Source organism: Prosthecobacter sp. GW821-HT29F12 (assembly GCF_058803405.1).
In genome coordinates this window covers 409,510-424,121 of the sequence record NZ_CM179517.1, presented here as the reverse complement: position 1 = coordinate 424,121, position 14,612 = coordinate 409,510, and the positions used below count along the sequence as shown (strand labels likewise).

The 14,612-nt window shown below is 58.5% G+C and carries 13 protein-coding genes; 7 read left to right on the top strand and 6 right to left on the bottom strand.

Translation table 11 applies throughout. From position 1 onward, the window contains the following. The first annotated feature begins 2 nt into the window (after window positions 1–2). Complete coding sequence (locus tag AC3RLQ_RS01700; protein WP_493033744.1) at window positions 3–977, top strand: cupin-like domain-containing protein; 975 nt, start codon at window positions 3–5, stop codon at window positions 975–977. A 132-nt stretch (window positions 978–1,109) separates the two neighbouring features. On the opposite strand, the gene bla is transcribed toward AC3RLQ_RS01700, so the two are convergent. Beyond that, window positions 1,110–1,982: a subclass B3 metallo-beta-lactamase gene (gene bla, locus AC3RLQ_RS01695; RefSeq protein WP_493033742.1), complete on the bottom strand. Its 873-nt coding sequence runs from the start codon at window positions 1,980–1,982 to the stop codon at window positions 1,110–1,112. Further along, complete coding sequence (locus AC3RLQ_RS01690; protein WP_493033740.1) at window positions 1,975–3,018, bottom strand: aminopeptidase; 1,044 nt, start codon at window positions 3,016–3,018, stop codon at window positions 1,975–1,977. The genes bla and AC3RLQ_RS01690 overlap by 8 nt, the downstream gene beginning before the upstream one ends. A gap of 41 nt (window positions 3,019–3,059) precedes the next feature. Between AC3RLQ_RS01690 and uxaC the strand changes: the two genes are divergently transcribed. Further along, on the top strand, window positions 3,060–4,466 hold the full coding sequence (gene uxaC / locus AC3RLQ_RS01685) for a glucuronate isomerase (RefSeq protein ID WP_493033738.1): 1,407 nt from the start codon (window positions 3,060–3,062) through the stop codon (window positions 4,464–4,466). A 6-nt stretch (window positions 4,467–4,472) separates the two neighbouring features. On the opposite strand, the gene AC3RLQ_RS01680 is transcribed toward uxaC, so the two are convergent. The 4 genes from AC3RLQ_RS01680 to AC3RLQ_RS01665 all read right to left on the bottom strand — a co-directional run bounded on the left by AC3RLQ_RS01680 (window position 4,473) and on the right by AC3RLQ_RS01665 (window position 8,357). Then, window positions 4,473–5,126 carry a DUF1294 domain-containing protein gene (locus AC3RLQ_RS01680; protein WP_493033736.1) on the bottom strand — a complete coding sequence of 218 codons (654 nt, stop codon included), beginning with the start codon at window positions 5,124–5,126 and terminating at the stop codon, window positions 4,473–4,475. A 64-nt stretch (window positions 5,127–5,190) separates the two neighbouring features. Further along, window positions 5,191–5,397 carry a hypothetical protein gene (locus AC3RLQ_RS01675; protein WP_493033734.1) on the bottom strand — a complete coding sequence of 69 codons (207 nt, stop codon included), beginning with the start codon at window positions 5,395–5,397 and terminating at the stop codon, window positions 5,191–5,193. A 55-nt stretch (window positions 5,398–5,452) separates the two neighbouring features. Then, window positions 5,453–6,859, bottom strand: coding sequence for an exopolysaccharide biosynthesis polyprenyl glycosylphosphotransferase (locus AC3RLQ_RS01670; RefSeq protein ID WP_493033732.1), 1,407 nt, complete (start codon window positions 6,857–6,859; stop codon window positions 5,453–5,455). A gap of 103 nt (window positions 6,860–6,962) precedes the next feature. After that, window positions 6,963–8,357 (bottom strand): O-antigen ligase family protein, encoded by a 1,395-nt coding sequence (locus tag AC3RLQ_RS01665; protein ID WP_493033730.1) that lies wholly within the window; start codon window positions 8,355–8,357, stop codon window positions 6,963–6,965. 391 nt (window positions 8,358–8,748) lie between these two features. On the opposite strand from AC3RLQ_RS01665, the gene AC3RLQ_RS01660 reads away from it, so the two are divergent. The 5 genes from AC3RLQ_RS01660 to AC3RLQ_RS01640 all read left to right on the top strand — a co-directional run bounded on the left by AC3RLQ_RS01660 (window position 8,749) and on the right by AC3RLQ_RS01640 (window position 14,591). Continuing rightward, window positions 8,749–9,744: a UDP-glucuronic acid decarboxylase family protein gene (locus AC3RLQ_RS01660; protein WP_493033728.1), complete on the top strand. Its 996-nt coding sequence runs from the start codon at window positions 8,749–8,751 to the stop codon at window positions 9,742–9,744. Window positions 9,745–9,765: 21 nt separating this feature from the next. Further along, window positions 9,766–11,145 carry a UDP-glucose 6-dehydrogenase gene (locus AC3RLQ_RS01655; RefSeq protein WP_493033726.1) on the top strand — a complete coding sequence of 460 codons (1,380 nt, stop codon included), beginning with the start codon at window positions 9,766–9,768 and terminating at the stop codon, window positions 11,143–11,145. Between the two features lie 131 nt (window positions 11,146–11,276). Continuing rightward, window positions 11,277–12,119, top strand: coding sequence for a hypothetical protein (locus AC3RLQ_RS01650; RefSeq protein ID WP_493033724.1), 843 nt, complete (start codon window positions 11,277–11,279; stop codon window positions 12,117–12,119). 16 nt (window positions 12,120–12,135) lie between these two features. Further along, window positions 12,136–13,257: a glycosyltransferase family 4 protein gene (locus AC3RLQ_RS01645; protein WP_493033722.1), complete on the top strand. Its 1,122-nt coding sequence runs from the start codon at window positions 12,136–12,138 to the stop codon at window positions 13,255–13,257. Then, complete coding sequence (locus AC3RLQ_RS01640; protein ID WP_493033720.1) at window positions 13,230–14,591, top strand: lipopolysaccharide biosynthesis protein; 1,362 nt, start codon at window positions 13,230–13,232, stop codon at window positions 14,589–14,591. Before AC3RLQ_RS01645 ends, AC3RLQ_RS01640 begins: the two co-directional genes overlap by 28 nt. Window positions 14,592–14,612 lie beyond the last annotated feature (21 nt).

Genomic DNA, 14,612 nt, shown 5'->3' with positions numbered 1-14,612 from the left:
CCATGTTCAACTATCAAGGCCCCGAATTCCAACTGGTCGAAACCATCTCCGCAGCTGACCTGGCGCGGCAGGGCGGATTTCAGCCACGCAAATCACCTCTGCTGGTGAAGGGTGCGTTAAAAACTTGGCCTGCCTCGGAAAAGTGGACCTTTGCCAGACTGGCAGAGCTCAAACGCCCGGATGGCTCGGAAGTCATCTCCAGTTTTCAAAACGGGTTGGTGGAGCAGGGAGTGACCCAGGAGCCTCTTGATCTCCCTGTGGCCCCCTACCTGCGTGAACTCGATGAACTGGCCCGCAAAGTTCGTGCGGAGTGGGACGACAAAACCGGGCTGTGCCCGGACCGCTTATGGAAAGGACTGAAACCAGGCGACCGCTTTCACCTGAACTGGGACCATCTGCAGAGCTTCATCCCGAACCGCATCTACCTGGCCCAGTGGGATATTTTGCGGGAGTTCCCGGAATTGAAAAAAGACTTTGCCATCTCTTCTCTCTGGCCCGGCTGGCGCCTGACCTGGCAGTATGTTTTTATCGGCCCTTCAAACACCGTCACCGGCCTTCATTACGACTTTCCTGACAACTGGTTCTGCCAGGTGGCCGGGGTGAAGGAGTTTTTGCTCTTCCCCCCGGAAAACGCGCCGTACATGCACGCATCCAAAAAGTTCGACTGGGGTGCCACCCTCAGTGACATCAACATTTCTGAACTGGCGGAGCAGCCGCATCTGCGGGATGGTTTTGCCAGAGCCAAAGGACTTTATGCACGAGTGGAGGCGGGGGATGCGCTTTTCGTTCCCAAACAGACGTGGCATTGCGTGGTAGCGCTGGAGCCGTCCGTGAGCCTCGCCGTCTTTGGCCTGACACTCCCCGAAGTGTTGATCGGTGGTGGCAGGGCAGAGATCAAGGCACTGCTGCACCGGATGCGCCTCTACCGCTGGGGCAACTGCACCTGCCACAAGATGGCGGCTGATCCCGAAGTCTGACGATTGCTGGCAAGTTCCGGACGAGCCTGAAACGCAGACTGAATGGACGGCATTTTTCACCTTTCAAAATGCCATTGCACCGCTCTGCTCTTCCGTCACGCATCGGAAACTATCATCTCAACCAGCGCCCATTCACTTCCCTGCCTTCTGCTTTTCCCACTCCTTCTGAAAAGCACTCTCACGGTCTTCCACATAGCGCATGTACCCCGCAGGATCGATGAACGGATTCGCGTCGCCCGTGCCCAGCCGCGCATGCTTTGCCTCCATGCCGTAGTAGCCGCCATGTGCTCCTAGAAACAGGTCCACCGGCAGCGCCTTCAGCACACGAAACGTCTTCTCATAATCCGTCGCGATGCCCGGGTAGTTCTTGTTGCCCACCAGCACGTAGCCGGGATTCACATTCGGGCTGCCAATGATGACCGCATTCAGCGCCTTGCCGTTGTCCGTCACCTGCATCGTCCACGTCGTGCATCCAGGCGTATGTCCGGGCGTCAGGTGTGCCACCAGCACCGCGTCTCCGAGTTTGACCTCTTCGCCGTCCTTCAATCGCCGGTCCACCTTGGCAGGCGGAAACTGCGTGTAGTCTCCCTTCCCGATCCGAGGCTTCTTCGCACCGCCGTTTTCCACCGCGTCCGCATCCTGCTCCATCACATAATACTTGGCGCCGCTCTGCTTCACGATCTCCGCGCTGCCTGCACAATGATCCGAGTGCGCATGACTGATGAGCAGGATGCGGATGTCCGCGAATTTGAATCCCAGCTTCTCCACGCTCGCACGGATCAGCGGCACGGATTCCTCCAGGCTGCTGTTGATCAGCACATGCCCCTGCGGCGTCGTGATCAAATAGGAAGCCAGATCACGCGACCCGACATAGTACAAATTCCCAGCGATCCGATGCGGCGGAAACGGCTCCGTCCAGCTCGACGTGTCCTGCGCGGACGCCAAGTTGCAGCCTAGCAGCAGCAGGATGGCGAAAAAAATGTGCGAGCGGAGTGGGTTACTCATGGTTGGCCGTGGTTCCGAGAATCTTCATGCGCTGCTCATTGGTCAGCTTTCGCATCGAGGATACTTCACGATGAAACGCCTCCAGATCGCCAGCTTTCTCCTTCAGCAGCCGTTCAAACCCGGGCACCATGGTGTAGTAGGTGGCCACCGTGTTGAGTCGTGCATTGTTCCAGAAATTCGGCGCATGATTGATTTTGATCCGCGCCTGGGGGCTGGCGGCCGCGCCCTCCTTCAGCATGTCATCAAAGACTCGCTGTTTGGCCAGCCTCTCCGTTTCTACGCTGGGATAGGTGCGGGCATAGACAGCCTTCAGCTTCTCACGTGTGCGCAGCATCAGATGCACGGATTCGCGGTTCTTCTTCAGGTGGGCCTCATACTCGCGCAGCCCGCTGAGATTCTTTTTCGAGCGCATCCAACGTCTCACCCCCTCCTGCCCGTTCGCGGTGGCAAAGGCTTCGTTGAAATCGGTGTCACCGGGTATGAACACCTTGGCATGCGTCAGCTCATGAAAGATGAGCTCGGCCAGCTCACCATCGCTGCGATGCAGAAAGGTGTTCAGCACCGGGTCCGCCAGATAGCCCAGCGTCGAATAGGCCTCCACACCGCCTACGAACACATCATACCCTTTGTTCTTGAGCCGTGCGGCTTCCACGGTGGCATCCTTCTCATCAAAAAAGCCGCGATACTTCAGGCTGCCCACCAGCGGGTACCACCACTTCTTGCTTTCCGTGGAAAACTCCGGCGCGGCATACACCACCCACACCACGAAGGGCCGCTTGAGGTCGCAGTACTTGCCAAAGCTCTTCGTCGGTAGATGCAGGTCGCTGGCGGCAAAGGCACGCAGTTCTTCGATCAATTTCAGGCGCTGTTTGACGCGCTCCGCCACGCTGGGATCCGCCAGCGCCTCGGCATTGGGCCGTGATTTGCGCCAGATTTCCGTCTGTCCGCTGATCGCCTGGGTGTAAAACTGCACCGTACTGCATGCGCACAAGCAGAGGAGGGGCAGTAATGCGAACCAGTTGCGTGTTTTCGTCATCCTGCCAGTGTAGGCAGATCACCACCAACCGACAAACAGCAATGTCCTTCATCCACGACGATTTTCTCCTCTCCACCAAGGCAGCAAGCCACCTGTACCACAGCTTTGCCAAGGACGAGCCCATCCTGGATTACCACAATCACCTGCCGCCTAAGGACATTGCGGAAAACCGCCAGTTTAAGAACATCTTCGAAATCTGGCTCGAAGGCGACCACTACAAGTGGCGCGCCATGCGCTGCAACGGCGTCCCGGAAGAATTCATCACCGGCAAGGCCAGCCCCCGCGACAAATTCCTCGCCTGGGCCAAGACCGTCCCTCACACCCTGCGCAACCCGCTCTACCACTGGACCCACCTCGAACTGAAGCGCTACTTCGGCATCGACACCCTGCTGGATGAAAAGACCGCCCCCGCCATCTGGGAGCAGACCGAGGCCGCCCTCGCCAAGCCTGAGATGAGCGCCCGCGGCATCCTGCGCACCCAGAAAGTGAAAGCCCTCTGCACCACCGACGATCCCATCGACGATCTCGCCCACCATCAAAAGTGCGCCTCCGACGGCTTTGAAGTCGGCGTCTACCCCACCTTCCGCCCGGACAAGGCCCTCGCCGTCCACCTTCCCGAAGCCTGGAATTCCTGGTGCGACAAACTCAGCGCCGCCAGCGGCATCGAAGTGAAAAGCTACGCTTCCCTGCTGGATGCCCTCAAACAGCGCCATGACTTTTTCCACAGCATCGGCGGTCGCCTCAGCGACCACGGCCTGAACTACTGCCACGCCAATTTCGTCAGCGATGCCGAGGCCGAGCGCATCTTCCAGAAAGCCCGCAGCGGCACCGCCGCCAGCGCGCAGGAGCAGGACCAGTTTGCCAGCAACATCATGCTCCACGTCGGCCGCCTCAATGCCTCACGCGGCTGGACCATGCAGCTCCACCTCGGCCCCGTTCGCAACAATAACAGCCGCCTCGCCCGCGAGATCGGTGCAGACGTCGGCTGCGACAGCATCGGCGACTGGCCGCAGGCGGAAACCCTCTCCCGCTTCCTCGACCGTCTCGATACCGAAAACGCTCTACCCAAGACCGTTCTCTACAACGTCAACCCCAACGCCAACTACGTCTTCGGCACCATGGCTGGTAACTTCGCCGATGGCACCACCCCCGGCAAAGTCCAGTTCGGCTCCGCCTGGTGGTTCGTCGATCAGAAGGAAGGCATGGAATGGCAGATCAATGCCCTCAGCAATCTCGGCCTTCTGAGCCGCTTCATCGGCATGCTCACCGACAGCCGCAGCTTCATGAGCTTCCCCCGCCACGAATACTTCCGCCGCACCCTCTGCAATCTCCTCGGTGCAGACGTGGAAGCTGGCCTCATTCCTAATGACGACGCCCTCGTCGGCACCATGGTGAAGAACATCTGCTATCCCAATGCCAAGGCCTATCTGGGCCTGAAGCTGTCTTGATGCAGCTCATCGCTGCTTGGATCGGCCGCGTGGTTCTCGGTGATCCTCGAAAAGCGCCTGCTTCAACATGTGGGAATACTTCCACTGTTGAAGCGAGTCGAAGGCCGCGAACTGGTGGATGCAGATGATCAGCCAGAACTCAAACTGATAGCTGATTTTGGAGCACTTGTGCCGCAGCCGACGCTGAGCCAGCCAGGCGCCCGGCCAGCCGCCGGCAAGTTCCAGCAGATGTAGCAGCACCTCAGGGGTGCGCCATGCCTCCACGCGCGCCTTGCGCTTGTCGCTTCTATACGCGGCATAGGTGATCCATGACAAAATGCAGACATAGGCCGCCAGTATCCACATCTCCCACCCATTCTGCCGCCACGCGTAGGCGGGCAGCACCAGCAATGCCCCCAGAAGACACAGCCTCACCAGACCGACATCCGAGACTTCACGCACCTGCACGGCATTTTGGGCACACTGACGTTGTTGTGTATCCAGCCCCCAGTTAAAGCGTATCTCCTCACCCACCTTCGGCTGGTGGTGAAACCTGGAAAAATCACGGCGATGCAGGAACAGTCGTTTGTCGCCGAACTGCAGCCAGCCAAAGCCCTTGTCGGCATGCCATTCAGCGATTCGGGCAGTGTATTCAGGCTTGCGCGTTTGGGCGGAAATCATGGAAAGATGACGGCTATCTGCCCCTGCATTCACCAAAGGGCAAGCCTCTCCATTTGCAGACCGCTTACTCCTTCCACCGTATCAGCAGCAGCGTCAGTACTGCGCCGCTGGTCCACAGCAGCCAGCTTTCAGTAACGAGGTAAGAGCAGCCCAGCATCGCCGCCCCCAGGCCCATTTTGACCACCGATCCCACCGATTTGCCGTACAGCAAAGCCCCCAGGCCGATGGCTCCGAAGATCAGGGAACCGAAGAAATCAGAGGCGGAAGGCATGGGAGTTGAACGCAGCTCCCTTCACAGCCTTGCGCCTGTTTGCACCAGCCAGCCCTTAGCAGGACTTGGCATGGAAGGAAAACACATGCAGGAAGGTCCGGGCGATGATCTCCAGATCCAGGTAGAACGACCAGTTCTGGCAGTACTCAATGTCCGAAGTCACCCGGTGCTTGATCTCGCTGGCATCATCCACCGGACCCCGATGACCACGCACCTGGGCGAGTCCCGTCACGCCAGGCTTCACCGTATGGCGCATCGCATACTGGCTGCATTCCATGGCAAACAGCACGTCATGCTCCGCCATGTGCGGCCGTGGTCCGACCACGGACATATCACCCAGCAGCACGTTCAGGAACTGCGGCATTTCATCAATGCTCAGCTTCCGCATCAGCCCGCCGCCGGTAAAGATGCGCGAGTCATTGGCACGCGCCTGCACGCTCTCCTTGCCATGGTTCACTGTCATGGTGCGGAATTTGAAGATCTTGAACATCTGGCCATCTGCCCCCGAACGCGACTGCTTGAAGAACAGCGGACCCGGCGAGAACAAGCGATGCACGATCCAGACCCCAGCGCACAGGAATGGCAGCACCAGCACTACCACCGGCAGGCTGATGGAAATATCCAGCACCCGCTTCAGGAAACGATGCGCAGGGCTGACCAGCGGGTGCTTGTGCAGGCTGATGAGCTTCATCTGCGAGTATTCCGTGAGCTGCACGGATCCCATGTCTCCGACAATCGGCTGCAGATCCACCGCCAGGTGCGTGCCATGCGATTCAGCAATCACTCGGATTCGCTCCGTGCGGGCGGCATCCGTTGGCAGGCGCCAGATCAGCAGGTTTGGGCGGCCACGTGTGAGGGCTTCCTCAAGTCGATGCTCCAGGAAGGACTCATGGCTCGCGTCTGTCTCCATGGCCAGCACATCGCAAAGATGAATGCCCAGCATCGTTTTGTTGGAAAACCACTGCCTCGTCGCAACCTCACCCTCTTCATCGCACACCGCGAGAATGCGCAGCCGGGGTTGAATCTTGGCACCCAAGACCTGGAGAAGCTTCATAAAGGCGATCTTTCCGATCATCAGGCAGGGCCCCAGCGTCAGCACAAACATCAGCAGCAGCTTGCGTGACACATCGTAGTTCCGCCACATGCCCATGTAGATGAACAGAGTCAGTGCCAGGAACAGCACCTGCGCAGCGCAGATGCGCAGCTTGCGGCCGTTCAACAGCTGAAACATGTAATGGCCATCACGCGACCAGATGAGGGTGTGCAGCAGCAGGCCGATGATGCCCAGCGCCAGCAGCACCCCTTCCTTTGCCGGGGGCGTCCAGTGCAGGCTGAGCGTGTCCGGCGGCATCAATTGGGATAAGACAAATGCTGCGATGTAGGCGCTGGCAACGGATATACCATCCACCAACACGAAAAAAGGTGTCCATCCTCGAACTCTTTGGCTTAGGGCGTCTTGCATGTGGAAAACTTCCACCGCGCAAACCATAAATTCCAGAATGTGAGGACTTACATTCCAATCAGTAATGCTTTAGGTCGCCCTCAGACAAGTGGAAGTCAATTTCTCACTCCCGTGCCCGTGTGCCCTGCTCTTTTGTATCGCGCCTCGATGTGCTGGCGGATGTACTTGTCATCGCAAAAACGCATCCCACCATGGCAGCAAAGAGGGGCCGAATGGCATTTATCTGCAGCGGAAAGTCCACCACGGCATGCAGCAGCACAGAAATAATCGCAGTGGAGAAGCAGATCAATCCCGTGCGCCGCTCAAAAGACATCCGGTAACGACTGTCCTGTAAAAAGGACTGTCTTAATGCATTCAGCAAGCGCCGTCCTGGCAATGCCAGTACAAGAAGAAAGAAAAAAGCCCCCGGCCACCCCCATTCTGCAAAGAACTCGGCATAATCATTATGCGCATGCCGCCACCGCCCCTCCTGCAACATCGGGTCCAGCGGCGTGTAGTGTGCAGCCACCCACTCAAAGGTCCCAGGGCCCGTCCCTGTCCAGCCATAATCGGCTCCGATCTGCAGCGCCATCAGCGCGGCATGCCGTCTGGCAGGATCATCAAAATGACGTTGTGAAAAATTATCCCACCGCCCGAGCATGGCTCCGGCACCGCTCAGCCAAGCGCCAAGTACCAGCAGCCCCACGGCAATGAGGACGAACAAGGCCAGTCTCTTCTTACTAAACGGCAAATTTTCGAGATGGGGCCTCCACACCACAAAACCCGCCACCACTAGGAGCACGATCTCAAAAATTAATAAAAAATGCCCAACCTTGGAAATAATCACAAAAACCGCGATGATCTGGACCATCACCGCAACCAATAGGAAGGCCAGTGCCATCTGCTGACGGAAGCTGCGCAGCCCATGGTGCAGCAGCAGCAGGCACAGCCACACGCTCACCGGCCACGACAAATTCAAAAAAGCCGCTGTGTTGCCATGGTACCAAAACAACCCAAAAACGAATTTGGGAATGTGCTTCACCTCCCATAGCGCCGCAAGATCTGCAGGCGTCTGAAGCCATAGCCCCGCCACTGCTGTGACAAACCCTCCAAACGTCACCGCCAAGGCTAAAACATACCGGCCCGTTCGCTCAAAGGCAAAATCCAGCGCAACCACCAGCAGCATCAACGCTGACGTTATAAAAATCATTGCCTGCACTGATATTTCTTGATCCAGCGTCCCAAACGCAAGCCACGGGCTTTTGTCCAGATCGAGAATCGCACCGCTGGCCCGGTCCACCATCGCATGAGGGAAACTGGTGACCACCCAGCCGTGCGCGCTGATCAGAAGAGTGATCCACCAGACTGCCTTTTCATGTGGGCGGGGGGATCTCCATTCCAGGATCCTGGCAACCAACCAGCAAACAAAAGCCGTGCATGCCAGCCACGGAATCAAAGCGTGCGTTGACCCCGGCAGTTTCACATTGGCCCAGGGAAGAATGCCAATGCACAGCGCCATGGTGGCGAGAGCAAGACTGCGAAGAATGGTTGTAAGCTGATTGATCCTCCAGTGTGCCTCCATTCATGCCTCCAGGTCAAGATTCAGAGAGCTTAACTAAACTAAGACATGCCTTACCGACATCTGAACCGTGAGTGAGTGGAGTTCTTCTAATACCAGCGGATTCTTATGGAAGTTCAGAAACAGGCTGGGGGGAGCACAGACTCAACCAATGGCGGCAGCTTGTTCACATTGACTCACTGTTCATTACAACATGCCCGCGTTGATTATGAAGCTGTCTTTTGACTCTGGTATCTCAAGGGCTGATCATACACGCTTCCTCTGAACGGCCTCGAAAAACCTCCGCCCGCCTAAATTTTTGTCTTCAAAACCTAAACACGAGCATTAATCCATGAAAAAACGCATTCTCATCACTGGCGGAGCCGGGTTCCTCGGATCCCACCTCTGCGAACGCCTGCTGGAACAGGAACACGAAATCATCTGCGCGGACAACCTCTTCACCGGGCGCAAGCAGAACATCGCCCACCTGCTGAGCAATCCAAACTTTGAGTTCATGCGGCATGACATCACCCAGCCGATCAACGTTGAAGTGGATCAGATCTACAACCTCGCCTGCCCCGCCTCTCCTCCCCATTATCAATACAACGCCATCAAGACCATCAAGACCTCGGTCATGGGGGCCATCAATGTCCTCGGCCTCGCACGCCGGCTCCAGGCCCGGGTCTTTCAGGCCTCAACCTCGGAAATTTACGGTGATCCCGAAGTGCATCCTCAGCCGGAAAGCTACTGGGGCCACGTCAACACCATCGGCCCCCGTTCCTGCTATGACGAAGGCAAGCGTGTCGCTGAAACCCTCTTCTTTGACTACCACCGCCAGAACGGCGTGGACATCCGCGTCGTGCGTATCTTCAACACCTACGGTCCGCGCATGCTGCCGGATGACGGTCGCGTCGTCTCCAACTTCATCGTCCAGGCCCTCAAAGGCAATGACATCACCATCTACGGGGACGGCCAGCAGACCCGCAGCTTCTGCTATGTGGATGATTTGATCAGCGGCTTCATCAAGTTCATGGACACCGACGACTTCACCGGTCCCGTCAACATCGGCAATCCCGGCGAATTCACCATGCTGGCCCTCGCTGAGCAGGTGCTCGCCAAAGTCGGCGGCAAATCCAAAATCGTCTTCCGCCCCTTGCCCGCAGATGATCCCAAGCAGCGCCAGCCGGACATCACTCTCGCTAAACAGCGCCTCGGCTGGGAGCCTAAAATCCCGTTGTCTGAAGGACTCGACCGCACCATTGCTTACTTCGCCCAACTGCTCGCAGGCCCGGCGGCCAAGCAACCTCGGCCGATGAAGGCCCCGTTGAAAAAACTGACCCTTAACTGATTTACCCGTTCTAAAAACCCTATGAGAATTTGTTGCATCGGCGCCGGCTATGTCGGCGGACCCACCATGGCGATGATCGCCGCCAAATGCCCGCACATCCGCGTCGATGTGGTGGACCTCAATGCCGAGCGTATCGCAGCTTGGAACTCCGACGAGCTCCCCGTCTATGAGCCAGGACTCGATGACCTCGTGCGTGGCTCCCGTGGGAAAAATCTGTTCTTCTCCACCGAAGTCAAAACCAGCATCCACGAAGCCGACATCATCTTTGTGAGCGTGAACACGCCCACCAAGACCTTCGGGGTCGGAGCTCACAAAGCGGCGGATCTGCGCTTCATCGAAGCCGTGGCCCGCACCATCGCCGAAGTCGCTGATTCACCGAAAATCATCGTCGAAAAAAGCACCATCCCGGTGCGCACCGCTGAGGCCATCAAGACCATTCTCGCCTCCAGTGAGAAAGGCTTGAAGCATCAGGTGCTCTCCAATCCGGAGTTCCTCGCTGAAGGCACTGCGGTGGTTGACCTCACCAGCCCTGACCGCATCCTCATCGGCGGTGAGCAGACCGAAGGTGGACTGGCAGCCATTGAGTCACTTGTCAGCGTCTATGCCAACTGGGTGCCGCGCGAGCGCATCCTCACCACGAACCTTTGGTCCTCCGAACTGTCCAAGCTCGTCGCCAACGCCTTCCTGGCTCAGCGCATCTCCTCCATCAACAGCATCTCCGCCCTTTGCGAAAAGACCGGTGCAGATGTGGATGAAGTCGCCCGCGCCATTGGCTCCGACTCACGCATCGGGCCCAAATTCCTCAAGGCTTCCGTCGGCTTCGGCGGCTCCTGCTTCCAGAAAGACGTGCTCAATCTCGTCTACCTCTGCGGTCACTTCGGACTTCCGGAAGTCGCCGCCTATTGGGATCAGGTCATCATCATGAACGACTGGCAGAAGCATCGCTTCGCCGAGCGCGTGCTCCGCACCCTCTTCAACACCGTCACCGGCAAACGCATCGGCGTCCTGGGTTTCGCCTTCAAAAAGGACACCAACGACACCCGCGAATCCGCAGCCATCTTCGTCTGCCAGGATCTCATCGAGGAGCGCGCCAAGCTCTCCATCTACGATCCAAAGGTTGGCCCTGCCCAGATGTGCAAAGACCTCGGCATCGAAGGAGAAAATCCGAATGTCGAGTTCGCCACCAGCGCCGCGCAGGCAGCCGCCAGTGCACATGCGCTCCTCGTTCTCACTGAGTGGGATGAATTCCGCGAGCTCGACTTTGAAGCAATCTATGAGTCCATGGTGAAACCCGCCTGGATCTTTGACGGCCGCAGCCTGCTGGATCACGCGAAGCTCCGTAAAATCGGCTTCAAGGTCTACAGCATCGGCAAGCCGCTGCCTCAAGAAGTGACAGAATAAAAAGTGCGCCGGCCCGCCCAGGGCCGGCAGCAGCAGCTTCCCCAAGATGGAAGCCACGCATAGATCGTTGCAAACGCCCAGGCAGGACAAAAATCTGCCTGCCTGGGAAGCAACCTTGAGAATTTGAGTCAATGAACCAAGTCCTCTCCAAGATTGGCCAGGTTAAGGCCAACATCGACATCTCCGGCGCTTCCTCCGCGCGCTCCGCCAGTCTGCTCTGTGAACTGGTCGAACTGCAGCTCATGCAGAATGTGAAGTATCAGCTGCCGCAGTCCCTGATGCCCTTCCGCCAGAAAATCTTCTCGCACTATGGTCAGGACGGCATCATCGCAGAGATCTTCCGCCGCATCGGTGATGGCAGCAGGCGCTTCGTCGAAACAGGCACCTCACCGGCGCAGAACAACACCAATCTCCTTCTGCTCAAAGGCTGGCGCGGCCTGTGGATCGATGCCGGGCTCGCCAAAGATGAAAGCCTTTCCACAAACCTTCAAATCCTGCTGCGTGAGGGCAAATTGAAAATCAGCCGCAAGCTCGTGAACCGTGACAACGGCCGCACGCTTCTCTCGAGCCGGGGATTCGCCGAGGATCTTGATCTCATCAGCATCGGCATCGACTACAACACGCATCACATCTTCACGGAGCTCCTGTCGCTCCAGCCGCGCGTGTTCAGCGTCGCCTACAACGGCATGCTGCCGGCCGATCTCGACTGGGCCGCTCCCTATGATGCAAAAGCCGTGTGGGACGGCTCCACTTTGTACGGAGCCACGCTCGGAACCCTCAGCGCCGCCGCCGAGGCGGGCGGTTATTCACTGGTCGGGTGCGAGCTCTCCGGCACCGATGCATTCTTCGTGCGTCATGATTTGCTCAAAGGCCGGTTCCTGCGGCCTGGAGATGCGATGTTCCACTGGGAGCCTCTGCGCATGCACCTTGGGCAGATGCAGCGGCTTCGCAGCGCGATGCCACTGCCGGCATGATTAGAAACCGGGTCGTATGAAAATCGCCATCGCATCCCATGTGCATCCGACCGCCGTCGGTGGTCTCGCCGCCTATCAGCGCGAACTCGTCGCCGGCCTGCAAAGCTTCAGCCGCATCAACGGAGAATCACTCAGCGTGCAGCAACTGCAGATGAAACAGGATGACAACAGCGCTGACTTGAAACGGTCCCGCTGGGTCAGCCAGTTCGCCACTCGTGGCCCGCTGCTGCGTCTGGCAGACAGTCTGAGCCGTGTGATGCACCATCATCCGTCCTGGACCTTGGCCGTGAACACAGCGGATGTCCTGCACTTCATCGGCACCGGCTCGGAAATCACAGGCCATCCGCTCTGGCGCGAAGCGCGCGAGGCGGAGGTCCCCTTCACCGTCTGGCCCGCCTTGCATCCGGAAAATTGCGCAGAGGAGGCTTTCGACCTGCAGCTTTATCAAGAAGCTGAAGCCGTCTTTTGCCAGTCTGATCATGAGCGCGAACTCCTCATCTCAAAAGGCGTCGCTGCCAGCAGACTGATCCGCTGCGGTCTGCCGCCGATGTGCCATCCGAACGGCACCGGCACACGCCTCCGCTCCAAGCTCGGCATCGGCATGCGTCCTGTCGTGCTGTTTGTGGGGCGGCGAGATGAAGGGAAAGGTTACGCCGCCCTGCTTGAAGCCTGGCCGCTGGTGATGCGCCAATGCCCGGATGCCGTGCTGCTCCTCGCCGGCCCTGGCGACGCAGATGAATCCAGACTCGCCAAAATTTCACCCGAGAGCGTTCGCGATCTCGGCTGCCCATCGGAACAGGACAAGGCAGACGCCTACGCTGCATGCGACGTCTTTTGCCTTCCTTCAGCCTGCGAATCCTTCGGGATTGTGTACGTGGAGGCCTGGTCCTACGGCAAACCAGTCATTTGTGGAACCGCTCCAGCAAGCCGAGAACTTGTGGAGCATGGTGTCACAGGTGTGTGGGCTGATCAACAGCCGCAGCCATTGTCTCATAGCCTGCTGCGGCTGTTGATGCACCCGGACCAGCGCCACCGCATCGGCCTCGCGGGCCTGCGACATCAGCTGATGAATTTCACGACCGAGCAAATGGTCGGCGGCCATCTGAAGGCATGGAAAATCACGGCGCCAAAGTACTGAGCATGGAAGCCTCCCCGGAAACAACGAACGCACCAGGCCAGGCACTCCGCCTGCCATTGCTGAAAGGCGTGTGTATGCATCAGGTCCGCCGCATCGTGGGCCTGATCGCATCCTATGCTTCCCTCAGCATCCTCAGCCGGGTCGTGCAGATGGTCACTGCGTTCCTTGTCGTGCGTTCGCTTGCCAAAACTGAGTACGCCTGGTACTCGCTGGCCAACAATCTCGTCGGTGCCCTCGTCATTTTTACCGTCACCGGCATTGGCAGCGGACTCATGCCGCTCGCGGGTGAAGTCGCGCATGATCCGCTGAAGCTGGGAGCCGTGCTGGCATCGGCACGTCGTTTCCGTGCCGCCCTGCTGTTCTTCGGTTCGCTCGTGGGTCTTCCGGTCTTCATCCACCTCCTGCTGCGCAGTGGCTGCCCGCCGCTGAGCATTGCCCTGCTGGTCGGCTCCGCCATCGTCTCCCTCATGGTGAGCATCAGCACGCAGATGATCGCCACGCCTCTCAGCCTGGCTCGCCGCTACAACATCCCTCAGTGGGAGAACATCCTGAGTTCGGCTCTGCGGCTGGTGTGCATCGTTGCACTCGTTTTCGCGGGCTTTGCGGACGCTGTCACGGTGATGCTCATCACCGTGCTCGCACCGCTTCCCACAGTGTGTGGCTGGATGCTGCCCAAGGCGCGCGAACACGCCGCCTTCGGGCAGCCGGCCGATCCCGCCGCCACAAAGCGCCTGAAGAAGTACTTCATTATCGGCCTGCCTGCCAACATCACACATCTCTTCGAGGCCCAGGTCGCCTTGTTCATCGTCGGCTGGCTGGGAAACATCGACAAAGTCGCTGATCTCGGGGCCATCTGCCGCGTGGCATTGATTCTGCAAATTCCATTGGCCGTCGCCTCTGGCATCATGCTCCCACGCATGTCCACGGAACAGAACATGCAGCGCCTGTGGAAGATGTGGACTGGCAGCAGTCTTCTTTCTGTGGTCATCGGTGTCGTCATCGTCGCCTGCGGCTGGTTGCTGCGCCATCAGCTCCTCTTCCTTCTCGGCCCTGGATACGCAGGACTGGAAAACGAACTGGTCCTCTATCTCGGCTTTCAGGCCTTTTCGTTCTTCGCCACCGTGACCACCATTCCAATTCAGGCGAAGGGCTGGGTACGTCACTCCTGGCTGCGTCCGGTTGCCGTGTTTGGATCCCAGGCTTTGGCCGCATTCGTGCTGGATCTTTCCACCGTCAGCGGTGCCATCGGCCTCATGTGGGCGGGCTCGCTGGGCAACATGCTTTTGGACTCCTTCCTTCTCTTCAATGGCTGGCGCGGACGCGCCAGCATCTGACCCACTCCGTCGGAAATATTC